The 23,998-nt window shown below is 68.0% G+C and carries 20 protein-coding genes and 2 tRNA genes; 13 read left to right on the top strand and 9 right to left on the bottom strand.

The features are described 5' to 3' along the window. Positions 1-5: 5 nt before the first annotated feature. From ACREYQ_RS25390 to ACREYQ_RS25380, 3 genes are all read left to right on the top strand, one after another. Positions 6-1,292 carry an amidohydrolase family protein gene (locus ACREYQ_RS25390; RefSeq protein WP_432260743.1) on the top strand — a complete coding sequence of 429 codons (1,287 nt, stop codon included), beginning with the start codon at positions 6-8 and terminating at the stop codon, positions 1,290-1,292. 96 nt (positions 1,293-1,388) lie between these two features. Further along, positions 1,389-1,475 (top strand) — tRNA-Leu (locus tag ACREYQ_RS25385). Positions 1,476-2,028: 553 nt separating this feature from the next. Next, positions 2,029-2,928, top strand: a complete 900-nt coding sequence (locus ACREYQ_RS25380) for a hydrolase (protein WP_432260742.1) — start codon at positions 2,029-2,031, stop codon at positions 2,926-2,928. A 68-nt stretch (positions 2,929-2,996) separates the two neighbouring features. On the opposite strand, the gene ACREYQ_RS25375 is transcribed toward ACREYQ_RS25380, so the two are convergent. Together ACREYQ_RS25375 and ACREYQ_RS25370 are read right to left on the bottom strand one after the other, a co-directional pair. Then, positions 2,997-3,073 (bottom strand) — tRNA-Arg (locus ACREYQ_RS25375). A gap of 89 nt (positions 3,074-3,162) precedes the next feature. Next, positions 3,163-4,860, bottom strand: coding sequence for an MBL fold metallo-hydrolase (locus ACREYQ_RS25370; protein WP_432260741.1), 1,698 nt, complete (start codon positions 4,858-4,860; stop codon positions 3,163-3,165). A gap of 229 nt (positions 4,861-5,089) precedes the next feature. Here ACREYQ_RS25370 and ACREYQ_RS25365 point away from each other — a divergent pair, with 229 nt between their 5' ends. Together ACREYQ_RS25365 and ACREYQ_RS25360 are read left to right on the top strand one after the other, a co-directional pair. Then, positions 5,090-5,467, top strand: a complete 378-nt coding sequence (locus tag ACREYQ_RS25365; protein WP_432260740.1) for a short-chain fatty acid transporter — start codon at positions 5,090-5,092, stop codon at positions 5,465-5,467. A 238-nt stretch (positions 5,468-5,705) separates the two neighbouring features. After that, positions 5,706-7,121: a DUF1254 domain-containing protein gene (locus tag ACREYQ_RS25360; protein ID WP_432260739.1), complete on the top strand. Its 1,416-nt coding sequence runs from the start codon at positions 5,706-5,708 to the stop codon at positions 7,119-7,121. 215 nt (positions 7,122-7,336) lie between these two features. Here the strand turns inward: ACREYQ_RS25360 and metE are convergent, their stop codons facing one another. After that, positions 7,337-9,715, bottom strand: coding sequence for a 5-methyltetrahydropteroyltriglutamate--homocysteine S-methyltransferase (gene metE, locus ACREYQ_RS25355; RefSeq protein ID WP_432260738.1), 2,379 nt, complete (start codon positions 9,713-9,715; stop codon positions 7,337-7,339). A gap of 130 nt (positions 9,716-9,845) precedes the next feature. Here metE and ACREYQ_RS25350 point away from each other — a divergent pair, with 130 nt between their 5' ends. Continuing rightward, positions 9,846-10,769 carry a LysR family transcriptional regulator gene (locus tag ACREYQ_RS25350; RefSeq protein ID WP_432260737.1) on the top strand — a complete coding sequence of 308 codons (924 nt, stop codon included), beginning with the start codon at positions 9,846-9,848 and terminating at the stop codon, positions 10,767-10,769. Positions 10,770-10,785: 16 nt separating this feature from the next. Here ACREYQ_RS25350 and ACREYQ_RS25345 read toward each other — a convergent pair whose 3' ends face one another. Further along, positions 10,786-11,121, bottom strand: coding sequence for an AsnC family transcriptional regulator (locus ACREYQ_RS25345; protein ID WP_432260736.1), 336 nt, complete (start codon positions 11,119-11,121; stop codon positions 10,786-10,788). Positions 11,122-11,272: 151 nt separating this feature from the next. On the opposite strand from ACREYQ_RS25345, the gene ACREYQ_RS25340 reads away from it, so the two are divergent. From ACREYQ_RS25340 to ACREYQ_RS25325, 4 genes are all read left to right on the top strand, one after another. Further along, positions 11,273-11,743 (top strand): Lrp/AsnC family transcriptional regulator, encoded by a 471-nt coding sequence (locus ACREYQ_RS25340; RefSeq protein WP_432262655.1) that lies wholly within the window; start codon positions 11,273-11,275, stop codon positions 11,741-11,743. Positions 11,744-11,863: 120 nt separating this feature from the next. Continuing rightward, positions 11,864-12,460: a GTP cyclohydrolase II gene (gene ribA, locus ACREYQ_RS25335; protein ID WP_432260735.1), complete on the top strand. Its 597-nt coding sequence runs from the start codon at positions 11,864-11,866 to the stop codon at positions 12,458-12,460. Positions 12,461-12,581: 121 nt separating this feature from the next. Continuing rightward, positions 12,582-13,061, top strand: a complete 480-nt coding sequence (locus ACREYQ_RS25330) for a MarR family winged helix-turn-helix transcriptional regulator (RefSeq protein ID WP_432260734.1) — start codon at positions 12,582-12,584, stop codon at positions 13,059-13,061. A 45-nt stretch (positions 13,062-13,106) separates the two neighbouring features. Beyond that, positions 13,107-14,471, top strand: coding sequence for a serine hydrolase domain-containing protein (locus ACREYQ_RS25325; protein WP_432260733.1), 1,365 nt, complete (start codon positions 13,107-13,109; stop codon positions 14,469-14,471). A gap of 48 nt (positions 14,472-14,519) precedes the next feature. Here ACREYQ_RS25325 and ACREYQ_RS25320 read toward each other — a convergent pair whose 3' ends face one another. Both ACREYQ_RS25320 and ACREYQ_RS25315 read right to left on the bottom strand, forming a co-directional pair. Continuing rightward, positions 14,520-14,861: a HigA family addiction module antitoxin gene (locus ACREYQ_RS25320; protein WP_432260732.1), complete on the bottom strand. Its 342-nt coding sequence runs from the start codon at positions 14,859-14,861 to the stop codon at positions 14,520-14,522. Positions 14,862-14,872: 11 nt separating this feature from the next. Then, positions 14,873-15,151, bottom strand: coding sequence for a type II toxin-antitoxin system RelE/ParE family toxin (locus tag ACREYQ_RS25315; RefSeq protein WP_432262654.1), 279 nt, complete (start codon positions 15,149-15,151; stop codon positions 14,873-14,875). Positions 15,152-15,375: 224 nt separating this feature from the next. Between ACREYQ_RS25315 and uvrA the strand changes: the two genes are divergently transcribed. Together uvrA and ACREYQ_RS25305 are read left to right on the top strand one after the other, a co-directional pair. Continuing rightward, entirely contained in the window at positions 15,376-21,246 is a 5,871-nt protein-coding gene (gene uvrA, locus ACREYQ_RS25310) for an excinuclease ABC subunit UvrA (RefSeq protein WP_432260731.1), read from the top strand. An 88-nt stretch (positions 21,247-21,334) separates the two neighbouring features. Continuing rightward, positions 21,335-21,694, top strand: coding sequence for an endonuclease (locus ACREYQ_RS25305; RefSeq protein ID WP_432260730.1), 360 nt, complete (start codon positions 21,335-21,337; stop codon positions 21,692-21,694). 269 nt (positions 21,695-21,963) lie between these two features. Here the strand turns inward: ACREYQ_RS25305 and ACREYQ_RS25300 are convergent, their stop codons facing one another. The 3 genes from ACREYQ_RS25300 to ACREYQ_RS25290 are packed head-to-tail and all read right to left on the bottom strand — an operon-like array spanning position 21,964 to position 23,007. Then, the gene (locus ACREYQ_RS25300; RefSeq protein ID WP_432260729.1) at positions 21,964-22,344 is read right to left on the bottom strand and encodes a hypothetical protein; all 381 of its coding nucleotides are present in this window, start codon (positions 22,342-22,344) and stop codon (positions 21,964-21,966) included. A gap of 30 nt (positions 22,345-22,374) precedes the next feature. After that, the gene (locus tag ACREYQ_RS25295; RefSeq protein WP_432260728.1) at positions 22,375-22,602 is read right to left on the bottom strand and encodes a hypothetical protein; all 228 of its coding nucleotides are present in this window, start codon (positions 22,600-22,602) and stop codon (positions 22,375-22,377) included. Positions 22,603-22,635: 33 nt separating this feature from the next. Continuing rightward, the gene (locus tag ACREYQ_RS25290; protein ID WP_432260727.1) at positions 22,636-23,007 is read right to left on the bottom strand and encodes a BON domain-containing protein; all 372 of its coding nucleotides are present in this window, start codon (positions 23,005-23,007) and stop codon (positions 22,636-22,638) included. Positions 23,008-23,335: 328 nt separating this feature from the next. Between ACREYQ_RS25290 and ACREYQ_RS25285 the strand changes: the two genes are divergently transcribed. Next, positions 23,336-23,998 (top strand): malto-oligosyltrehalose synthase, encoded by a 663-nt coding sequence (locus ACREYQ_RS25285; protein ID WP_432260726.1) that lies wholly within the window; start codon positions 23,336-23,338, stop codon positions 23,996-23,998.

The raw sequence follows: 23,998 nt of genomic DNA, 5'->3' as shown, positions 1-23,998 counted from the left end.
AACACATGCTCGACCTGATCCTGCGGCGCTGCAACCTGCCCGACGGGCGCACCGGCATCGATATCGGCATCGCCGGCGGCCGCATCGCCGCGGTGGAGCCGGCACTGGCCGCGCGCGCGGGCGAGGAAATCGATGCGGCTGGCCTGCTGGTGACGCCGCCGTTCGTTGATGCGCACTTCCATATGGACTCCACGCTGTCGTACGGGCTGCCGCGCGTGAACCAGTCCGGCACGCTGCTCGAAGGCATTGCGCTGTGGGGCGAGCTCAAGCCGATGCTGACGCAGGAGGCGATCGTCGAGCGTGCGCTGGCCTATTGCGACTGGGCCGCGGCGCGCGGGCTGCTGGCGATCCGCTCGCATGTGGACGTGTGCGACCCGCGCCTGCTGGCCGTGGAGGCGCTGCTGCACGTGCGCGAACGCGTGCGGCCCTACCTCGACCTGCAACTGGTGGCGTTCCCGCAGGACGGGGTGTTGCGCGCGCCCGGCGCGCTGGACAACCTGAAGCGCGCGCTGGACATGGGCGTCGACGTGGTCGGCGGCATCCCGCATTTCGAGCGCACCATGGCGCAGGGCGCGGAATCGGTGCGGCTGCTGTGCGAGCTGGCGGCCGATCGCGGCCTGCGTGTCGACATGCATTGCGACGAGAGCGACGATCCACTGTCGCGCCATATCGAGACCCTGGCCAGCGAGACTGCGCGGCTGGGCCTGCAGGGCAGGGTGGCGGGCTCGCACCTGACCTCGATGCATTCGATGGACAACTACTACGTGTCCAAGCTGATTCCGCTGATGCGCGAGGCCGGTGTGGCGGCAATCGCCAATCCGCTGATCAACATCACGCTGCAGGGGCGGCACGATACTTACCCCAGGCGCCGCGGCATGACCCGCGTGCCGGAGCTGATGGCGGCCGGCGTGCCAGTGGCGTTCGGCCACGACTGCGTGATGGATCCCTGGTACAGCCTGGGCTCCGGCGACATGCTGGAAGTGGCGCACATGGGATTGCACGTGGCCCAGATGACCGGGCAGGAGCCAATGCGCGCCTGCTTTGACGCGGTGACCGCGGTGCCGGCGCGGATCCTCGGGCTGGATGGCTACGGCCTGGCGCCCGGCTGCCGTGCCGACCTGGTGCTGCTGCAGGCGCGCGACCCGGTGGAGGCGATCCGGCTGCGCGCCGCGCGGCTGCGGGTCCTGCGCGCCGGCAAGACCATCGCCAGCATGCCGCCGGCAACGGCCACGCTGGCGATGGCGGGCCGCCCGGCGCAGGTAGACTTCCTGCGACATGGCGGCGAGCAATAGAAAGCACAAAGTTTTATGCGGAGAGGTGTTGACAGCATCAGTTACGCTCGGCATAATTGCGTTCTTCGCATCGCAGCAGCAATGCAGCGAAACGAAGCCCAGATGGCGGAATTGGTAGACGCACTAGGTTCAGGTCCTAGCGGTGGCAACACTGTGGAGGTTCGAGTCCTCTTCTGGGCACCAATATTCGGAAAGGCTCGCGCAAGCGAGCCTTTTTTCGTTTCGGCCCGTGCGAGCGGGCTACGCTTCGAACAGGTAATGGAACCCGCGGCCATGCGGTAATGCCATTCAGTTAGCGACGTTCGTTCCCGCGCAGGCGGGAACCCAGTGACTTCATCCCCGAAGGGGGCGTGAAAGACGCTGGATTCCCGCCTGCGCGGGAATGACGGTAGGGCTTGAGACCTTAACTGAACGGCATTAGCGGCCATGCGGGTTTTTTTGCGTCCGTCGCATCGACGGGGCTTGCAGCAGGCCGGCATTCCTGGTCTTGTGCTTCGCGCACGCAATTGCGCCCCTCTGCCTTGGCGCGGTGCATGGCCGCGTCGGCGACGCCGAACCGGCGCTGCCTCCTGTCCAAATCGCCGGAGATTTGCGGCAACCAAGCCCCCATCCGCGTCAAGATCCGCGCCGCCCGCGGGCGCGCGCAAGCGAACATTTCCCGGCTAACGATGGCATGGCAATTGACCTATGCTCGAACTCATCGGGCAAGCTTTTATAACGTCCGAAGGTGGTTGCCATGGCTGTGGTCTTGTCATCATCGAGAGAGAGGGAGGCGGGGGCGAACCCCGGGTGGCACGGCTGTGCCGCGCACCCCGGTGTTGTCCTGCATTACCTGCATTGCTGCAGCATCCTGGCCATGCTGATGTGTGCGCTGGCCCACGCCGATGAGGCAGTTCCGGACGGCCAGGGCCTTTCAGGCTGGGACCAGCCGCTGCAGGCCAACCTGGCGCCGCCGGCACCGCCGGCAGACCAAGTGGCCGCCAGGGCCGAAGCGCCTGGCTGGGCGGTCCAGCCCGCCGAGCCCATCGTCGTCGAGTACGCGGCCCCACGGCCGCCGTCGCCACCCCCACCCGCATTGCCGCTTGTCATGGCCCCCGGGCCCGATGACGACGCCCCGGGCCTCGCCGCCGTGGACCGCGAGACCGCTGCCATGCCCGAACGCCCGCGCCGGTTGTCGCTGCACCTGGACGACGTCACCAGCGCGGGGGGCTTTGCCGACAATCGTGTGCGCACCATGGCGCTGGCTGTCGATGCCGTGGTGCCGCGCGCGGGCGGCCTGACCATCCAGCCGCGTCTGCAGATGGCCTACCAGCCCGGCATGAGCCCGGTCTCGCCAACGCAGTCGGAAATCTTGCCCGGCGATGCCAGCGCCACCGGCATCGGCGTGCGCCTGTACGGCGCGCAGCCCACGCGGCTGGCCGGCATCTATCCGTTCGTGGAAGCGGACTGGTGGCAGGACAGCCGCAAGCAGGTCATCAATATCAACGGCACCAAGATCGATGCCGACCTGCTGCGCGGGCTGTTTTCGTTCAATATCGGCGCGCACGGCAACACGGCGACCGGCGTGAAGCTATGGTTCAAGGTGAGGGCGGGACACGGCCCGAGCGGAACGGTCGGGGCGCGGTACCGGTGGTAACCGGCAAAGGGGCGCAGGAATGAAAAAAGGGCTTCCGTTTCCGGAAGCCCTTTTCCCTTCTGCATAGGTGGCGCGGCTGGCAGGATTCGAACCCACGACCCCTTGGTTCGTAGCCAAGTACTCTATCCAACTGAGCTACAGCCGCACACGAGAAGCGAGATTGTATAGCAATTATTGAATTGCGCAAGCCCCCCGCCAAAGAAACTTCACTTGCCCTCGCCGCCAGGGCAAGCGTCAGCCCGCGGCTGCCGACCAGATGCCGTTCACTTCCCGCGCCTTGCCTTCGTCGCGCAGCTTGAGCAGGTGCGCCAGCAGCGACCGCTGCGCGACCGGGTGCATGCGCGGCGGCACATCGTCATAGACGCGCAGGACCAGCTCGCCGATCGGGGACGGACCCAGTTCGCGCAGCGCGCCGGCGACCTTGGCCTCGCGCTGCAGCCGGTGCCGGAGCAGCACGCGGATGGCGTCCTGCGGGCGCGCGATCAGGAAGCCGTGCCCCGGCGCCAGCCAGTCCAGGTCTTCATCCTGCAGCGCCGCGAGCGAATCGAGATAGGCGCGCATATCGCCATCGGGCGGGCCGATCACGACGGTCGATCCCTGCATCACGTGGTCGCCGGTGAAGAGGGTCTTTTCCTCCTCCAGCAGATAGCAGAGATGGTTCGACGCATGGCCGGGCGTGTGGCATACGCGCAGGGTGCAGTCCGCGGTGATGGCAAGGCGCTCGCCGTGCTCCAGTTCGCGTTGCGGTGCAAAGGTGGCGTCCTGCCACGGGCCGGCGGGCGCGGCACGCCCGAGCACGGTGGCGCCGGTGGCGGCCTGCAGCGCGGCGGCCGCGGGCGAATGGTCCACGTGCGTGTGTGTGGCGAGGATCCAGCGGATCGGTCCGGGTGCGGCGTCAAGGATGGCGCGCACGTGCTGGCCATCGTCCGGGCCCGGATCGATCACGGCCCATTCGTTGCGCGCGCCGCCGCCCACCAGGTAGGTGTTGGTGCCCGGGCCGGTCATGACGCTGCCGTTGTTGGCGGTCACGCGCCAGACGCGCTCGGAGACCTGCACCGGCACGCCGGGCGCGAGTTCGTAGCGGCCATGCCCCTTGCCGTCGGGGTCGATGCGGCCGATCTCGGCGTAGCACGCCTCATTGGGCATCACCGGGCGCACGCCAGCGGCGCCGGTGGCCAGCCGCGGCATGATGCAGGCAATGCCGCGCAACTGAGCGAAGTAGGCAAAGCAGGCCGCGGCGGTTTCGAACTGTGCGATCGAGCTCAGCGTGCGGCGCGTGACGTGCAATAGCGGCAGGCCGCTGTCAGGGTCGGCGGCCTCGGCCGGGCGGACCCAGCGGTGCTCGACGATCTCGGTGCCATCGGGCACGGCGAGCTGGCCCTCGGGTGCGATGGCGACAAAGAAGCGGGTATCGAAACGCTTGGGCAGCCCGGGGGGCGTCAGCCAATAGCTGTGGTAGGCGAGGCGGTCTGCCGCCAGGCGCAAGCCCAGTTGCTCGCAGGCATGCGCCAGGCCGGGGCCGCCACGTTGCACTGCCTCATGCAGCAGCGCCCGCTGGGCGGCGTCGAGTTCGTGCGGCGGGCGCAGGCGCCCGTCACGGTCGCAGGCGAACAGCAGGCCGGCCTCTTCAAAGCATTCGCGCACGGCGGCCAGGTAGAAGTCCAGGCCGCTGGCCGGCAGCCCGAGGCGTTCGCTGGCGATGGCGTCGTCCAGGCCGTGGGCGTGCGCGTGCAGGGTCTTGTCCTGCGCGTCGAGCGTGCCGCCGGGGAAGACATAGGCGCCGCTGCTGCGGTCGTTGGCGCGTTCGACGCGGCGCACCAGCAGCACTTCCATGCCGGAGGGCGCGTCGCGCACGACCAGCAGGCTGGCGGCGGCGCGCAGCAGGGGAGCGGGGTTGGCAGGGCGGTCGCCGCTTGTCTCTGTGGTTGTCATTGTGTCGGCATCGTGGTTGTGCTGGCGGCGCGCCCGGCCGCAAGACGGGGCATTGCCGCGAGCCATAGTTTAGCCGCGTTCAACGATTCGCTATTCCGGGGAACGCCGGCGGCGGGGTCCGGAGCCTGAGGCGCGGCGGCTTTGGCTTTTCCGCCCAGAGGCAGTAACCTGATAGCTCCGCTGCACTTTCTGGCGCGCCGTTGCCGGCGCGCCCATGGAGGAGGTCCGTGTGATCCGAGCTTCTTACCTGTGCCTGCCTCTGGCGTGCCTGCTGGCCGCCTGCGAGACGCCGCCGCAACGGGCACCGCGCGCGGTGCCTGCGGCCGCCACCCGCATCACTGTCGATGCCCATGCCATGTCGAAGGCCGCTTCCGCTGCCTGCGAGCCCGCCGTGGCCGATGCCCTCAAGCGCCGCTATCCGCAGCCCGGCAGCGTCATGCTGATGGCCGACCGCGAGCAGTACTACCAGCGCCCCAACGCACAGACGTCGGTCAATGGCGAGGGCGTGTTCGAGCCCGACGACAGTTCGGCGTCGATCGGCTTCCACTACGCCTGCCTGTACAACGCGCGGACTGGCAAGGTCGACGATGTCCAGATGCGGTATTGAGCCGGTGTGCCTGGCGTTGCCGGAAGGGCTGGCCCCGTCAATGTGGCTTATCATGCATCCTTTGCCGTCCTGACTTGTGCTTGGTGCGCCCGGCCTCTTTTCCCGACTTCAGAGGAATTGACAGGCTGGCAGTGTGCGGACAAGATCCGGACGGAACAGAAGCGCTTTCGGGACGACATGCCGGCAGTCATAGCCACAATGCCCGAAGAAGACGCAAGAACATTGGGAAATCGGGGTCATGAAGCCTACCTTTCGTCAACTGGCGAGCGCGGTCACGCTCGCCGTCATGCTGTCCGGCTGCGCGGTCGGGCCGGATCACGGGACCAAGCCGGCAGTCGCCGAGCAGCCGCCCTCCGACCAGGCCATGAAGGCCTTGTCCGCGGAAGTCTTTACCTTCGCCTATCCGATGGTGCTGATGGACGTCACGCGCGAGCTGATGACGCTGCGCACGCCGGCCAATACGTTCAGCCACAAGCGCACCTTCCCGGACGCCAGCTACACCGACGTCGTCAGCCCCAATGCCGATACGCTGTACTCGTCGGCATGGCTCGACCTGTCCGCGGAGCCGGTTATCCTGTCCGTGCCCGACACCCGCGGGCGCTACTACCTGATGCCGCTGATGGATGCGTGGACCAATGTGTTTGCGTCGCCGGGCAAGCGCACCACCGGCACCCGCCGCGGCAACTTCGCCATCACCGGGCCCGACTGGCGCGGCACGCTGCCCAAGGGCGTGCAGGAGATCCGCTCGCCCACGTCGATGGTCTGGCTGATCGGCCGCACCCAGGCCAATGGCAAGCAGGACTTCGCGGCCGTGCACCGGCTGCAGGACCAGTACCGGCTGACGCCGCTGTCGGCCTGGGGCGGCGGCCGGCGCGTGCCGGACAAGGCCGCGCCGCGGCCCGGCGCCGTCGACACCGAAAGCTCGCCCGTGGAGCAGGTGGCCGCCATGGACGCCCAGGCGTTCTTCACGCGCTTTGCCGCGCTGCTGCCGGCCAACCCGCCGGCGCCCGCGGACAGCGCCATGGTGGAAAAGATGGGCCGCATGGGCGTCAAGCCCGGCGTGCCGTTCAAGACCACGGTGATGGAGCCCTCCACCGCGCGTGCCGTGCAGGAAGGCGCCACCGCCGCGCTGGCGGCGATCGTGCAGGGCGCGCGCAAGGGCAACGCCGACGCGGGCAACGGCTGGGTCATGCATCGCGACCTGGGCACCTACGGCACCAGCTATGGCCGCCGCGCGGTGACCGCGTGGGTGGGGCTGGGCGCCAACCTGCCCGAGGATGCCATCTATGCCTCCGCCCGCACCGATGCCAATGGCAAGCCGCTGCAGGGCGGGGCGAGCTATGTGCTGCATTTCGACAAGAACCAGCTGCCGCCTGCGCGCGCATTCTGGTCGCTGACGCTGTACAACGACCGCCAGGCCTTTATCCCTAACCCGATCCAGCGCTATGCCATCGGCAGCCGCGACCGCCTGCGCCACAACCGCGATGGCTCGCTCGATATCTATATCCAGCATGAGCGCCCGGCCGGCGCCAGGGCAGCGAACTGGCTGCCGGCGCCGCCCGATGGCCTGAACATGATGCTGCGCGCGTACTGGCCGGAGCAGGCGCTGCTGGACGGCACCTGGATGCCGCCGGCGGTGATGCGCGTGAACTGACCGCGACGCCATCAGCAACAAGGGCCGCATGCCTGCGAGGGCATGCGGCCTTTGTTTTGCCGGCACATCGGTACCCCTTTCCATGCCTTTCCCAAGGCGTGGTGCCAGTGCTCCCGGTGTATGCAGACAGCCGGCAAGGATATGAAGCTGATGGTGGCGCCACCATGTGACACAGCGCCCCACAAAGGCGCGTGCCACACGTGCGCCGCGCGGGCTCAGTGCGCGTGCGTGGCGCAGGCGGTGCAGGCGCCGGCGGCGTGCGGCACTGCCGCGGTGGCGGCCACTGCTGTCCTGGTGACGCGCTTCCAGGCTGCCACCTCCGGCGCCGACAGCCGCTGGCGCAGCGCGCGGGCCGCGCTGACCATATTGGCCAGGGCCGCTTCGGTCTCTTCCCAGCCGCGCGTCTTCAGGCCGCAGTCCGGGTTGACCCACAGCCGCTGCGGCGGCACCACCTCGCAGGCGCGGTCCAGCAGCCGTTCCATGGCCTGCACCGACGGCACGCGCGGCGAGTGGATGTCGTACACGCCCGGCCCGATCTCGTTCGGATAGTCGAATTCGCCGAAGCCCTCCAGCAGCTCCATTGCCGAGCGCGAGGTCTCGATGGTGATCACGTCCGCGTCCATCGCCGCGATGGCGGGCAGGATATCGTTGAACTCGGCATAGCACATATGCGTGTGGATCTGGGTCTGGTCCTGCACGCCGCTGGCCGACAGGCGGAAAGCGGTGACGGCCCAGTCCAGGTACGCGTCCCAGTCGGCGCGGCGCAGCGGCAGGCCCTCGCGCAGCGCCGGTTCGTCGATCTGGATCACGCGGATGCCGGCCTGCTCCAGGTCGCAGACCTCGTCGCGGATGGCCAGCGCCAGCTGGCGCGCGGTGGTGGCGCGCGGCTGGTCGTCGCGCACGAAGGACCATTGCAGCATCGTGATCGGGCCGGTCAGCATGCCCTTCATCGGCCGCTCGGTCAGCGACTGCGCATAGCGCGCGGTATCGACCGTCATCGGCTCGGGACGGTACACGTCGCCGTAGATCACCGGCGGCTTGACGCAGCGCGAGCCATAGCTCTGCACCCAGCCGTTCTCGGTAAAGCCGTAGCCGCACAGCTGCTCGCCAAAGTACTCGACCATGTCGTTGCGCTCGGCCTCGCCGTGCACCAGCACGTCCAGCCCCAGTTCTTCCTGCTTGCGCACGGCCACGGCGATCTCGGCACGGATGCGCTCCAGGTATTCGAGCGCACCGATCTCGCCGCGCTTGAATGCGGCGCGGGTCTGGCGGATGGCGGCGGTCTGCGGGAACGAGCCGATCGTGGTGGTCGGCAACAGCGGCAGCTGCAGTGCCTGGCGCTGGCGTTCGATGCGTTCGGCGAAGGAGCTGGCGCGGTTGGCCATCCCGGCGCTCACGCCGGCAAGGCGCTGCTGCACGCGCGGGTTGACCACGCGGCGCGAGCTGCGGCGCGAGGCCTGTGCGGCATCCGATGCCGCCAGGGCGTCGGCGACGGCGCCGTCGCCCTGGTTCAGTGCGCGGGCCAGCACCGACAGCTCGTCGAGCTTTTCCGTGGCGAAGGCCAGCCACGACTTGAGTTCGGCATCGAGCCGCGCTTCATGCGCGAGCGACACCGGCACATGCAGCAGCGAACACGACGGCGCCAGCCACAGGCGCTCGCCCAGCGCGTCGTGAACGGGGCGCAGCGTATCCAGCACGCGGCGCAGGTCGGCGCGCCAGATATTGCGGCCATCGATCACGCCCAGCGACAGCACCGCGTGCGCGGGCAGCGCGGCCTGCCATGCGGACAGTTGCTCCGGCGCGCGCACCAGGTCGATATGGAAGCCATCCACCGGCAGGGCGGCGGCGCGCTGCGCATGGTCGGCGGCGGTGTCGAAGTAGGTGGCCAGCAGCAGCTTCGGACCCGCATCGCGCAGCGTGGCGTAGGCGGTGTCGAAGGCGTCGAGCCAGGCCGGCTCCAGGTCCAGGCACAGCGCCGGTTCGTCGATCTGCACCCACTCGATGCCGCGCGCCTTGAGCTGGCCCAGGATGCGGCGATAAGCCTGCAGCAGTTGCGGCAGCAGCGCCAGGCGGTCAAAGCCGGGCACATGGCTCTTGGACAGCCACAGGTAGGTGACCGGCCCGATCAGCGCCGGGCGGGCGCGCAGGCCAAGCGCCAGCGCCTCATCGGTTTCCTCGAAGAACCATGCCGGGCCGCCGCTGAAGGTGGTATCGGCATCCAGTTCCGGGACCAGGTAGTGGTAATTGGTGTCGAACCACTTGGTCATTTCCATCGCCGGCTGCTCGCGGTTGCCGCGCGCCAGCTCGAAATACTGCGTCAGCGTCAGCTGCGCCGCGTCGAAGCCAAAGCGGCGCGGCAGCGCGCCCAGCAGCGCGGTCAGGCTCAGCATCTGGTCGTAGCAGGCAAAGTCGCCGGTGGCGACCGTGTCCAGGCCGCGGTCGGCCTGCAGTTGCCAGTGGCGGCGGCGCAGTTGCGCGGCCACGTCGCGCAGCTCGGCTTCGGTGCGCTCGCCGCGCCAGAAGGCTTCTTGCGCAAATTTCAGTTCACGGCGTTCGCCGATGCGGGGAAAGCCGAGGATATGGGTGCGTGCCATGGAGGTTGCTCCGGAAGATGTCTGGCGCTCAGTGTCGGTTTGCCCGTAGAATGAATCAAGCGACAAGTTTTAAACAACGTATGAATCAGTTTCATATCATGATGGCAGGGCAGCGCGCCGGGGGCGCGGCATGATCGAAGTCCGCCATTTGCGCTCGCTGGTGGCAATTGCCGAATCCGGCAAGCTGGCCACCGCGGCGGAGCGCGTGCATGTCAGCCAGTCAGCGCTGTCGCACCAGATCAAGGCGATCGAATCGCATTACGGGTTGCCGCTGTTCGACCGCACGCGCCAGGGGCTGCGCTTCACGCCGGCGGGCGACCGGCTGCTGGCGCTGGCGCGCGAGGTACTGGCCGCGGTCAGCGCGGCCGACCGCGATATCGAACGGCTCAAAGGCGACACCCGCGGCGAGTTGCGCGTGGTGCTGGAATGCCATACCTGCTTCGACTGGCTGATGCCGGTGATGGACGAGTTCCGCCGCCGCTGGCCGGAAGTGGAGGTGGACCTGGTGGCGGGCTTCCACGCCGACCCGATCGCGCTGCTCAGCGACGGCCGCGCCGACATGGTGATCGGCTCGCAGCCGGCGGCGCGGCGCGGGCTGGAGGTGGCGCCGCTGTTCCGTTTCGAGATTTTGGCGGTCATCGCCAATGAGCACCGGCTGCGCAACAAGCGCCGCATCGAGGCCGCCGACCTGGCGGGGGAGACGCTGATTACCTATCCGGTGCCGGAGCAGCGTATCGACGTGATCCGCGAGGTGCTGGTGCCCGCCGGCATCCACCTGGAACGGCGCACGGCCGAACTGACGGTGGCGGTGCTGCAACTGGTGGCCAGCCGCCGGGGCGTGGCGGCGCTACCCAACTGGGGCGTGAAGAACTACGTCGACCACGACTATGTGCTGGCCAAGCGCATCGGCGCCAAGGGGCTGTGGAGCGAGCTTTACGCGACCGTGCCGACGGCGATGGCGCGCCGGCCCTATGTCGCGGATTTTGTCTCGATTGTGCGCGATACCTGCGCGGCGCAGCTCGACGGGATCGAATTGCTGCCGCAGGCTGCGTAGCCCGCACAGGAAGGTGTCAGGCGGTCAGCGCGAGTTCGCTGCCAGTGCGGCGCGTGGCGGCGCGCGGGGCCGGGTCGGCCACGGCATCGCTGTCCGGATCGTCCACGTCGGCAAACAGCAGTTCTACGTCGAAACCGTTGTCGAGACGGCGCAGGAACAGCCACAGGAGGCCGGCATCGTTCGCCGTCAGGGTGGCATGCAGCACGGCCTGCTGCGCGGCGTCGAAGCTGAGTTGCGCCGGCGCCAGGCCGGTGCGGCGCGCGTTGGCCAGTACCCATTCCATGGCGCCGAACAGGTCGGCGGTTTCGAGTCGCAGCGAGAGGCGCAGGGTGGGGAGGGCGGTGGCTGGCATGTGTCGTTTCCGGCAGGCGTTCGATGAGGTTAATTTACCAGCGTGGACGCAAAATTAGCTTCTGAATTTTCTCCAAACATGCCATAGATGGAGAATAGGCATCCATATATGGCAGAATGGCTGGATGATTATTCTTTGGCCGAGCTATTCGATGGCGCCGTCACCCAAACTCGACGACATCGACCGCCGCATTCTGCGCGAGTTGCGGCGCGACGGGCGCCTGTCCAATGCGCGGCTGGCCGAGCAGGTCGGCCTGTCGGCCACGCCGTGCTGGAACCGCGTGCGCGCGCTGGAAGAAAGCGGGGTGATCGAAGGCTACGCGGCGCTGCTGAACCAGAAGGCGCTGGGCTTGCCCGATACGGTGCTGATCGAGGTCACGCTGGAGCGGCATGACGACGACATGCTGTACCGCTTTGGCAAGGCCCTGGCGGAATTGCCTGAGGTGATCGAGGCGCACTTGCTGACGGGCGAGTATGACTACCTGATCAAGGTCGCCGTGGCGGGGACCCTGGGCTATGAGGAATTCCTGCGGCACAAGCTCTACAAGCTGCCAGGCCTGCGCCACAGCCGCTCGACCTTTGTGCTGCGCACGCTCAAGCGCGAGACCTCGGTCGAGCCCTGATGCAGGCCCGGCGCCCCGTCTGCCCCGCCCTGGCGGGCGATCCAAGCGCGAACGGCCGATTCCGCTCATAATGTCGGCGGTGGCGGGCTGCGCCCCCGCTTGATGACCAAGAATTCCGGTATGAATGACACAGAAATTGAGCTGATCGATTCGGCACGCCTGCCGACGCGGTTCGGCGACTTCACGGCGCACGCCTTCAAGGGCGCCGATTCAGGCATCGAACATCTGGCCCTCAGCGTGGGCGATGTGTCGGGCGACAACGTCCTGATCCGCATGCACTCGGAATGCCTGACCGGCGATGTCTTCGGTTCCTGCCGGTGCGATTGCGGCCCGCAGCTCGAACTCGCCATGGAAAAGATCGCCGCCGAAGGCCGCGGCATCCTGCTGTACCTGCGCGGCCATGAAGGCCGCGGCATCGGTTTGGCCGAGAAGATCCGCGCCTACCGCCTGCAAGACGGCGGACTCGACACGGTCGACGCCAACCTGGCCCTGGGCCAGGCCATCGACGCGCGCAACTACGCCTTTGCCGCCGACCTGCTGCATCAGTGGGGCGTCAAGTCCGTGCGCCTGATGAGCAACAATCCGCTCAAGGCGGCCGCGCTGGAAAAGGCTGGCATTACCGTCACCGAGCAACTGCGCCATATCGTGCCGTCCAACGCCGAGAACGAGAAGTACCTGGCCACCAAGCGCACGCGCATGGGGCACCTGCTGGACTGATCGCTGCGCTGGCTGCACCAGCCCGCTGCCGGAATCCGGGGCGGGCTTTTTCATGAGTAATTAGTTGCTGATGGAAACTATTGCTCATAGAATCTAACCGCCGTCCGACCTCAGGCTGTCCATGTCCAACGCTGCCAAGCCCACCAACTCGATCCTCGAATTCATGTCGTTCCGCCTGAACCGGCTGTGCGAAATGACCAAGAACTCCGCCTCCGGCATCTACGAGCGTGAATTCGGTATCGGCTTGCGGGAGTTGCGCGTGCTGCGCTTTGCCGGACTGGAACCCGGGCTGACGCTGACGCGGCTGATCGGGCTGGTGCTGCTGGAGAAAACGGTGACTTCCAAGCTGGTCACCACGCTGGCAAAGCGGGGCCTGCTGCGCCGTGAAGTGGGCGAGGCCGACGCCCGGCAGGTGAACCTCTACCTGACCCCGGCGGGGGAGGCACTGGTGGCGCAGACGTACCAGCGCGGCGACGTGCTGGAGAAGATGTTTCTTTCGGTGCTGACGGAAGCGGAGGTGCAGACGCTGGACCGCTGCATCGACAAGCTGACCGCAGCCTTGATCGAGCACCAGCAGGCCCCGGATGCGCAGGCGGGTTGATCCGCGGGCGGCAATCCCTCAATCAAAACAACGCAAGGAGACAGCATGTCGTTGAAGACCCATCCGGAATCCTCGCGGCGGTGGCGCCGCCTGGCATGCCTGGCGCTGGGCGCGGCGAGCCTGCCGGCCTGGAGCCAGCATGCCGCGAGCGCCGCCGCGGCAGCGCCGGCCGCCGCGCTGCCGACGGTTGCCGCCGCGCTGGAAACCGATCCGAACCGCCTGGGCTGGATGCAGGGGTTTCCGCCGCCGCCGGACAAGCAGATCACGCATGTGCCCGGCGCCGACAAATTTCCACGCAACCGCTGGCTGTTCTCGCACATCCGTGAACTGGTGCCGACCGCGTCCGTCTGGCGCGGCGCCGGTCCGGCCAGCGTGCTGCCGCGCGCGGAGCGGGATATCGGCGCGGTGCAGTTCACCGATGCCGACGGCACGCGCCGCACTTTCGACGAGATGCTGGCGCTGACCTATACCGACGGCATCCTGGTGATGCACAAGGGCAAGGTCATCTATGAGCGCTACTTCGGCGCGCTCGATGGCCATACGCCCCATATCGCCATGTCGGTGACGAAGTCGTTCGTCGGCACGCTGGCCGCGATGCTGGCAGCAGAAGGCAAGCTGGATCCGGCCGCGCCGGTGACGCGCTACCTGCCCGAGATGGCCGGCACCGCCTATGGCGACGCCACCGTGCGGCAGGTCATGGACATGACCATCGGCGTGCGCTACTCCGAGGACTATGCCGATCCCAAGGCAGAGGTATGGGACTACGCGCGCGCTGGCGGCATGCTGGCCCGCCCGGCCGGCTACAGCGGCCCGGGGACCTTCTATGACTTCCTGAAAACGCTGCAGAAGGACGGCGGCCACGATGCCGTGTTTGCCTACAAGACCGTCAATGCCGAGGTGCTGGCCTGGATCGTGCGCCGCGCCTCGGGCCAGTCGCTGGCCAGGCTGCTGTCGGATCGGATCTGGCAGCCGATGGGCGCGGAGCAGGATGCGTATTTCACCGTGGACGGCATCGGCACCGAGTCCGGCGGCGGCGGGCTCAACACCACGCTGCGCGACCTCGCGCGTTTTGGCGAGACCATCCGCGGCAACGGGCGTTTCAACGGCAAGCAGATCATTCAGGCGTCGGTGGTGGCGGATATCCGCCGCGGCGGCGACCGCGAGCAGTTTGCCAGGTCTGCCAGTGCGCCGGTGCTGCCGGGCTGGAGCTATCGCGACATGTGGTGGGTTTCGCACGACAGCCACGGCATGTTCCAGGCTGCCGGCATCCATGGCCAGCGCATCTACATTGATCCGAAGGCCGAGCTGACCATCGTGCGGTACGCCTCGCACCCCGTGGCCGGCAACGCGGCCAACAACCCGATCACGTTCCGCGCCTTCCGGGCGCTGGCGGATTCGCTGATGCGATAAGGCGATGGCTCGGACGGCGTGGCTGCGCCGCCCGGGCATGCCCGCTGGTTACTCCGCTGCCGGCGATTGACCCGCTTGCGCCGGCGCCGGGTCGCGCGGCGCCACTTCCGCCTTGATCCGCTCGCCATGGTCGCGCTCAGCGACCTTCAGGTCATAGCGCAACTGCAGGTTCATCCACGAGCGCGCATCGCCGCCGAAATAGCGCGCCAGCCGCAGCGCCGTGTCCGGTGTAATGCCGCGCTCCTCGCGCACGATCTCATTGATGCGGGCCGCGGTCACGCGCAGCGCCAGCGCCAGCGCGTTGGCGCTCATGTTCAGCGGCACCAGGTACTCCTCGCGCAGGATTTCGCCTGGGTGGATGGGCGGCATGCCGTCCTTGAATTGGGCCATGGCTGTAGTCCTCAGTGATAGTCGATGATCTCGACGGCCGCCGGGCCGTCATGGGTCCAGATGAAGCAAATCCGCCACTGATTGTTGATGCGGATACTGTAGCGGCCCTTGCGATCCCCGGTCAGCAGCTTCAGCCGGTTGCCCGGCGGCGAGCGCAAGTATTCCAGGGTCATCGCATCGTCAAGCATGGTGAGCTTGCGCCGGGCGACGTCGCAGACATGGGCGAAGCGCGGCACACAGCGGCCCGCGAACAGTTCAAAGGTGTCGGAACATCTGAATGACTGGATCATATCGTATACCGGTAATCGATAAATAGCAATATAGCGAAAACCAGGCATTGGCCTGGGCGAGCATTCATCAAAGCCGCTCACCTCTCACGCCACACCGTCACTTGTCTGATTCCAAGCGACGCGATCGATACCAATTCTTTTCCAACCTGATAGACTGTATGGATGTACAGTAGTCGGGCTGCCCACCCGTCTCTTCCTTAACGTCCTGATTCGAAAGAGAAATCGTGTCGAGCAAGCAGCTAATCCGCATTCGCGGCGCCCGCCAGCACAACCTCAAGGATGTCGATCTCGACCTGCGTCCCGGCGAGATGACCGTGGTGACCGGGCCGTCCGGCTCGGGCAAGTCCAGCCTGGTGTTCGACACGCTCTATGCCGAAGGGCAGCGCCGCTACGTCGAGACTTTCAGCGCCTACGCCCGCCAGTTCCTGGACCGGATGGACCGGCCCCAGGTGGAGCGCGTGGACGGCGTGCCCCCGGCCATTGCCATCGACCAGACCAACCCGGTGCGCAGCTCGCGCTCCACCGTGGGCACGATGACGGAGCTGAATGACCACCTGAAGCTGCTCTACGCGCGCGCGGCGGAGCTGTTCGACAAGCAGACCGCGCAGCCGGTGCGCCATGACTCGCCCGAGACCATCTACGCCGAACTGGTGGCGCGCACGGCCGCGGGCCAGCCGCACCACGACGCGCGCCTGGTGGTGACCTTCCCGGTGGAATTGCCGGAATCGGCCACTGACGAGGAAGTCCAGCAGTGGCTGTCCGTCAGCGGCTATACCCGCGTGCAGGCGCAGCGCGTGGTGCAGTCGCCCACGGGCGCGCGCAAGATGCTCGACGTGGTGGCGGACCGGTTCCGCGTCGGCAACGCCGAGAAAGTGCGCGTGGTCGAGGCCATCGAGGCCTCGCTCAAGCGCGGCGGCGGGCGCGTCAATATTTACGTGCTGGCCGATGGCGACGACGGTCCGGTATGGCGCTTCTCGACCGGCCTGCACAGCCCGGACAGCGACCTGCGCTATGCCGACCCGCAGCCGGCGCTGTTCTCATTTAACTCCGCCTACGGTGCGTGCGAAACCTGCCGCGGCTTCGGCCGCGTGATCGGCGTCGACCTTGGCCTGGTGATCCCCGACGCGCGCAAGACCTTGCGCGGCGGCGCGATCAAGCCGATGCAGACCCCCGCGTGGAAGGAGTGCCAGGATGACCTGATGCGCTACGCCGCCAAGGCCGGCATTGCGCGCGACACGCCGTGGGCGGAGCTGACCGAGGCTGAGCGCCACTGGGTCATCCACGGCTCGCCGGACTGGAACGGCCAGTGGAACAAGCACTGGTACGGCGTGATGCGGTTCTTCAACTACCTGGAGTCGAAGGCCTACAAGATGCACATCCGCGTGCTGCTGTCGAAGTACCGCAGCTATACGCCGTGCGATACCTGCGGCGGCGCGCGCCTGAAGACCGAGTCGCTGCTGTGGCGCCTGGGCTCGAAGGACAATGCCGATGCCGTGCTGGCGCCCCAGCGCCGCTTCCTGCCGCGCGGGGTGGACTGGGATCGCACGCAACTGGAGGCGCTGCCCGGCCTGACCGTGCATGACCTGATGCTGCTGCCGATCGAGCGCATCCGCCGTTTCTTCGACGACCTGACCCTGCCCAGCGCGATGCTGGACGATGCCCTCAAGCTGCTGCTGGCCGAGGTGCGCACGCGCCTGAAATACCTGTGCGACGTGGGTTTGGGCTATTTGACGCTGGACCGCCAGAGCCGCACGCTGTCCGGCGGCGAGGTGCAGCGCATCAACCTGACCACGGCGCTGGGCACCTCGCTGGTCAACACGTTGTTCGTGCTGGACGAGCCCAGCATCGGCCTGCACCCGCGCGACCTGCACCGCATTGTCGAGGCCATGCACCGGCTGCGCGACGCGGGCAACACGCTGGTGGTGGTGGAGCACGACCCGTCCGTCATGCTGGCCGCCGACCGCCTGATCGACATGGGCCCCGGCCCGGGCGAGCGTGGCGGCAATATCATCTTCGACGGCACGCCGGCGGACATTCGCAACGCTGGCACGCTGACCGGCGAATACCTGGGCGGGCGCCGGCGCGTGGCCGATGCCTCGCACTGGCAGCGCCGGCCGGTGGATGCCCAGCTGCCGCGCATCGTGCTGGAAGGCGCCACCGAACACAACCTGCAGGACGTCACGGTCGAGATCCCGCTGCAGCGGCTGGTATGCGTGACCGGTGTGTCGGGTTCGGGCAAGTCCACGCTGCTGCAGGACGTGCTGCATCCGGCCATGGCGCGGCACTTCGGCAAGGCCACCGAATCGCCGGGCGCATATCGCAAGCTGACCGGCGCGGAGCTGGTCGACGATGTGGTTTTTGTCGACCAGTCGCCGATCGGCAAGACGGCGCGTTCCAACCCGGCCAGCTACGTTGGCGCGTTCGACGAGATCCGCAAGATCTTCGCCAAGGCGCCGCTGGCGCTGCAGCGCAGTTATACCGCTGGCACCTTCAGCTTCAACTCGGGCGACGGGCGTTGCCCGACCTGCGGCGGCTCGGGCTTCGAGCATGTCGAGATGCAGTTCCTGAGCGACGTCTACCTGCGCTGCCCGGACTGCGACGGCACCCGCTACCGCCCGGAAGTGCTGGAGGTGAAGATCGAGCGCGCGGTCCCGGGCCAGCTGCCGCGCCTGCTGAGCATTGCCGACGTGCTGGAGCTGACCGTCAGCGAAGCCGCCGCCTGCTTTGCCGCGGACCCCGCGGTGCTGCGCGTGCTGCAGCCCATTGTCGACGTGGGCCTCGAGTACGTGAAGCTGGGCCAGCCCGTGCCGACGCTGTCGGGCGGCGAGGCGCAGCGCCTGAAGCTGGCCGGCTTCCTTGCCGAAGCCGCGCAGGCAACGCCGTCCAGAACCCGTCCCAGCGCCATGCCGCGCCGCCTGTTCATGTTCGACGAGCCGACCACGGGTTTGCACTTCGACGATATCGCCAAGCTGATGCGCGCCTTCGGCAAGCTGCTGGACGGCGGCCATTCGCTGATCGTGATCGAGCACAACCTTGACGTGATCCGCGCCGCCGACTGGCTGATCGACCTTGGCCCCGAGGGCGGCGATGCCGGCGGGCGCGTGGTCTGCACCGGCACCCCGGAAGACGTGAAGCGCTGCGCCGGATCGCATACCGGCCAGGCGCTGATCCACTATGACGCGGCGCTGGGCCAGGCCGGCACGCTGGCCGCCGAGCGCGCCGGGATCGAAGGCGTGCCGCTGCAGGCTGCGCTGCAGGCACGGCGCGCGCGCCGCGAGGTGGAGGGCGAGGACGTGGTGCGCATCGTCAATGCGCATGAGCACAACCTGAAGGCGCTCAACGTCGATATCCCGCACGGCAAGTTCAACGTCGTTACCGGCGTGTCCGGGTCGGGCAAGTCGACGCTGGCCTTCGACATCCTGTTCCACGAAGGCCAGCGCCGCTACCTGGAATCGCTCAACGCCTATGCTCGCTCCATCGTGCAGCCGGCGGGCCGGCCCGAGGTCGACGCGGTCTATGGCATCCCGCCCACGGTCGCGATCGAGCAGCGCCTGTCGCGCGGCGGCCGCAAGAGCACGGTGGCGACCACCTCCGAGGTCTGGCACTTCCTGCGCCTGCTGTACGTCAAGCTGGGCATCCAGCATTGCGTGCATGACGGCGCGCCGGTGACGTCGCAGAGTCCGGAGTCGATCGCCGCGCAGCTGCTGCGCGACCATCGCGGCCAGCACGTGGGGATGCTGGCGCCGCTGGTGGTCAACCGCAAGGGCGTCTATACCGACCTGGCCAAGTGGGCCAAGGCACGCGGCAATACGCACCTGCGCGTCGACGGCGAATTCCTGCCGGTCGATCCGTGGCCACGGCTGGACCGCTTCCGCGAGCACACCATCGAGCTGCCGGTGGGCGACCTGGTGGTCTCGCCCGACAACGAGGCCGAGCTGCGCGCGCTGCTGGCGCAGGCGCTCGAGGCCGGCAAGGGCGTGATGCACCTGCTGGCACCGCTGGACGGCCTGCACGATGCCATGCACAACGGTGGCACCGCGCATGTGGGCGAGGTCAAGGTGTTCTCGACCAGGCGTGCCTGCCCGGTGTGCGGCACCAGCTATCCTGAGCTGGACCCGCGCATGTTCTCGTACAACAGCAAGCACGGCTGGTGCACCACCTGCGTGGGCACCGGGCTGGCGCTGACGCGCGAACAGCGCGCGGCGTTCGACGATACGGTGCTGGCCGACGACAACCGCGGCCGCGAGCAGAGCCTGCCGTCGGAAGAGCAGGAACCCGAAGGCGTGGTCGATACGCCGTGCCCGGACTGCCATGGCACGCGCCTGAACCTGGTGGCGCGCGCGGTGACCTTCGATGAGAACGCCATTGTCGACGTGGCCCAGTGGACCGTGTCCGATACCCGCCGCTGGGTCGATGGCCTGCGCCTGGCCGGGCGCGATGCCGAGATCGCGCGCGATGTGATCAGCGAGATCGGCAGCCGCCTGCAGTTTCTGGAAGAAGTGGGGCTGGGCTACCTGAGCCTGGACCGCGCCGCGCCGAGCCTGTCTGGCGGCGAGGCCCAGCGCATCCGCCTGGCCGCGCAACTGGGCAGCAACCTGCAGGGCGTCTGCTACGTGCTGGACGAGCCCACCATCGGCCTGCATCCGCGCGACAACCAGATCCTGCTGGATGCGCTGCGCAAGCTGGGCGACAAGGGCAATACGCTGGTGGTGGTCGAGCATGACGAAGACACCATCCGCCGCGCCGACCATATCATCGACATCGGTCCCGGCGCGGGCAAACGCGGCGGCACGCTGGTGGCGCAGGGCGGCGTGGCTGAACTGTCCGCGGCGCCGGACTCCACCACTGGCCAGTTCCTGGCCCACCCGATCATCCATCCGCTGCAGGCCCGGCGCACGGTGAAGCCCGGCGCCGCCGGCAAGCCGGCCGATCCGCCGGAATGGCTGACCGTGCACGGCGCGTCGCTGCATAACCTGCGCAAGGTGACGGCACGGATTCCGCTGTCGCGGCTGGTGGCAATCACCGGCGTGTCCGGTTCGGGCAAGTCCACGCTGGCGCGCGATGTGCTGATGACCAACCTGCTCGATGCGGTGGGGCGTTCGGTGTTGTCGTCGCCGGCGACCCGGCGCGCGCGCAATGCGGCGAAGGATGAGGCCAGGGCGGCAAAGTCAACCGTCAGGAAGCCGCTCAATGTCGAGCACAACTGGCACGGGTGCAATGCCATCACCGGCTGGGAGCCGATCGACCGCGTGCTCGAGGTGGACCAGACCCCGATCGGCAAGACGCCGCGCTCGTGCCCGGCCACCTATATCGGCGTGTGGGACACCATCCGCCGGCTCTTTGCCGACACGCTGGAAGCGCGCGCACGTGGCTACAGCGCGTCGCGCTTCTCGTTCAACACCGGCGACGGGCGCTGCCCGGCGTGCGAAGGGCAGGGCGTGCGCACCATCGGCATGAGCTTCCTGCCGGACGTGAAGGTGCCGTGCGATGTTTGCCACGGCCAGCGCTTCAACCCCGAGACCCTGGCGGTGACCTGGCGCGGCAAGAATATCGGCGACGTGCTGACGATGGAGATCGACGAGGCGGTGGAGTTCTTCTCCGCCATGTCGAACATCGCCCATCCGCTGCAGCTGATGAAGGACGTGGGCCTGGGCTACCTGACGCTGGGCCAGCCGTCGCCGACGCTGTCGGGCGGCGAGGCGCAGCGCATCAAGCTGGTCACCGAGCTGAGCAAGGTGCGCGACGACATCACGCGCCGCGGCCAGAAGGCGCCGCACACGCTGTACGTGCTGGACGAGCCCACCGTGGGCCTGCACATGGCCGATGTAGCGCGCCTGATCCGAGTGCTGCACCGGCTCACGGACGGCGGGCACAGCGTGGTGGTGATCGAGCATGACCTCGACGTGATTGCCGAGGCCGACTGGATCATCGACCTCGGTCCCGAAGGGGGGGCGGGCGGTGGCACCATTGTCGGCGCGGCCGATCCTGAGGCCCTGTCACGCAACAAGGCCAGCCATACCGGGGCGGCGTTGGTGCCGGTGCTGGCGCGGGGCAATGCGGAGGCCGGCAAGGCCGGCAAAGTCGGCATCGCCTGAGAGAAACTGGTGCAGCGAAGGGCGTACGGGCACGCCTTTCGCTTGCCCATGGTTACTGGCGCGCATATTGCGCGTATCGGAGGTAACCATGAAGCTTGTCCGCACCAGCCAATTTCTGGCTGCCGTGGCCCTGGCCGCGGCAGCGATCCCCGCCATGGCACAGACGCCGGGTACGCCGCGCGGCACCTATGACCCGTATTCGCAGGGCGCGCGCAGCACCGACAAATTCGACCCGTACACGCAAGGCGCCAATGCGCCGACGCGTACCGACCTGGCACCGGCTGCACCTGCGCCGGAGGCCGAGCCATCGACCGCCCCGGCACAGCCTGGCATGCCCGGCACGACCATGCAGCGCAGCCCGGACCCATACATGGACGGCGCGCGCTGGGAAAGTCCTGACCTGGGCCGCCGTGTCGGCAAGCCCAACAAGTTCCTGGATGGGGCCTGAGGGGATAAAGACACCGGCCCCGTCACATAGCGACCGGCCTTGCGAATGCAACCGGACTTACCACTCCTTGTAAATCCTGCCCAGGCGCGTGACCCGGGCGACGCCGGCGCGGTGGCCCGCGGTAGCCGATACGCAGTTGCGCTGCACTGCCGCTGCGCGCATCCGGTGTCAGTGACGAGCTATCGCTCGCCGCTGGCACGCGTGCCCTCCGGCCACCTGCCGCTGCTGGCCTGCTTCGGGCTGCAGGCAGCGGCCTTGCACAGCGCAGCCTAACGCGTACGGGGCGGGTGTTCCTCGCGCTGATCGGTGTGGTCGGCCTTGTCGACCGGCACCTCGGCCGGCAGGTCTTCGGCAGCATGCATGACTTCATCGGCGATCTCTTCCTCGGGGCTCTCCTCGTCCTGCGCCGTGTGGGCTTCATGCTCGCGCTCCTCGATTTCTTCCTCGATATCGTCGGTTTCCGGTTCGAAATCGGGGTCGAGCGTGCTGGGGATATAGCCGGCGTCGGCGCGCGCGGCGCCGGACGCAGTGTGCTCGCGCGAACGGCGGCCCGCCGAGGCCTGTGCGCCTTCGCGCGGCGCAGGCGCTGCGCCGCCTACGCGGTCACCGTGGCGCGCGCCGGTGCGGCGGGTACGTACGGTCTTGCTCATGGTGCCTCCTGTCCGGTTGGTCGGTCGGAATCAGTAGTTCTCCACTGGCTGTTGGCTTTCCTCGGGCTTGCCGGAGTGCCTGACCGAAGGCGGCGCGCGGTTCTCGTCGGGGATGTCATGCTCATGCTCGAGGTTGTGGCGCCGGTCGCGCCCGGGCTTGCCGCGTTCATGCTCGGTGTCCGGGCCACCCTTGTGCGGGTCGCGCGGCTCGCTGCGGCGACGGGTGGTGTCATGGTCGGGCTGGCGATGGGTGCTCATGGCGTCTCCATGAAGGTTGCCTGGCGCTGCCGGTCAGTCGGTACCGGCGCGCAATTCATCGGATACGGCACTCACGCCGCGCACCGAACGCGCCAGTTCCATTGCCATCGTACGCTGTTTCTCGTCGCGCACGGTGCCTTCCAGCTTGACCACGCCGTCGGTGGTGGATACGCGGATTCTCGCCAGGTCCGGCGACCTTGCATTGGCCAGGCGCGCGCGCACTTCGGCGGTGATGGCGCGGTCGCTGGCGGCTTCGGTATCGCGCGGCGCAGCGGTGCGGCCGGTGGAAGACGGCGCCGCGGGAGCGTCGGTCGGGGCGGCGGGGACGGCCCGGGAAGCGGCTATCGCCAGCGCCGCCAGGGGCAGCGCCAGACGGGCGATGCGGAAGCGGGGGCGTGGGGTCATGAGGTTCCTCCTGTACATGGTGGCGGGCAGGGCGGCTCCTGGCCCGCATCAGCCAGTGACCTGCAAGCTTCGTTCCCGCTGCGCCCGGGCACCACGGTGCGGACGTACTGCCCCATGCCCTGGCGTATCGCTTGCGTACCGTCCTGTGCTTGCGTGCGGTGCTGTCTATAGTGAAGGAAATGCTGGCAAGAACTGGCGTGCGGCATGTGCCGGCCGAGCACAGCCCGCAGCGCCGGCCCCATTGCCGCGGCGGCACCTGTCATGCCCCGCGTGCCGCCGGGCATGACAGCGCAGCCGGGGGGAGCTGATCATCCGTCGCGAGGTAGCCATGAACTTAGCCAGCATTCTGTCCACCGTGGTCCTGGCCTCGTCCGTCTCGGTGTCTTCGGCGCCGGTGGAGCGTCAGTTGCTTGCGATCACGCCGTCCGATTTCGCCCAGCGCTTCAATACCGTCGCGCAGGACACCGGTTCCGGTCTCGCCCTGCCCAGCTTCAAGGTCGAGCCCGGCTGGCACCGTGCCGCGCCCAGCTCGGGCGTTTCCGTGCTGGTCCGCGCCAGCCGCGCCGGCTATGCCATCGATGAGGTGGTGGTCGTGTGCCGCGAAGTCGAGCGCTGCTTCCTGACCATCTGCACCGCCGCGCTTGCGATTGACGACAGCGTCAACCCGCTGCTGTTGCAGCGCTTTATCGTGGCGCGCATCGCCACCGAACTGGGCGAAGTCGGCCTGGTGATGTCGGGGCTGGCGTATATCGTCGTGACGCCGAAGGAAGACGATTACGTTGCCGTCGTGATCCGGCCCTACTTGCCGCAGGACCGCAGTGCTTCGCCAAGCCAGGCAGCACGCGAGCCGCCGGACGATGCGCACCCGCCGCAGCACGGCCATGCCGCGCCGCATGCGGTGCCACGTGCGGCACCGCATGGCGTACCGCTCCATCCGCATGGGCCGCTGACGCCGATCGTGGGGCAGACCGCGCCGCCGCAGGAGTCCTGA

This window comes from Cupriavidus sp. TMH.W2 (genome assembly GCF_050847365.1).
Lineage (GTDB): Bacteria > Pseudomonadota > Gammaproteobacteria > Burkholderiales > Burkholderiaceae > Cupriavidus.
Note: the sequence above shows the minus strand (reverse complement) of the source record. Positions and strands in the feature narration are given on the sequence as shown.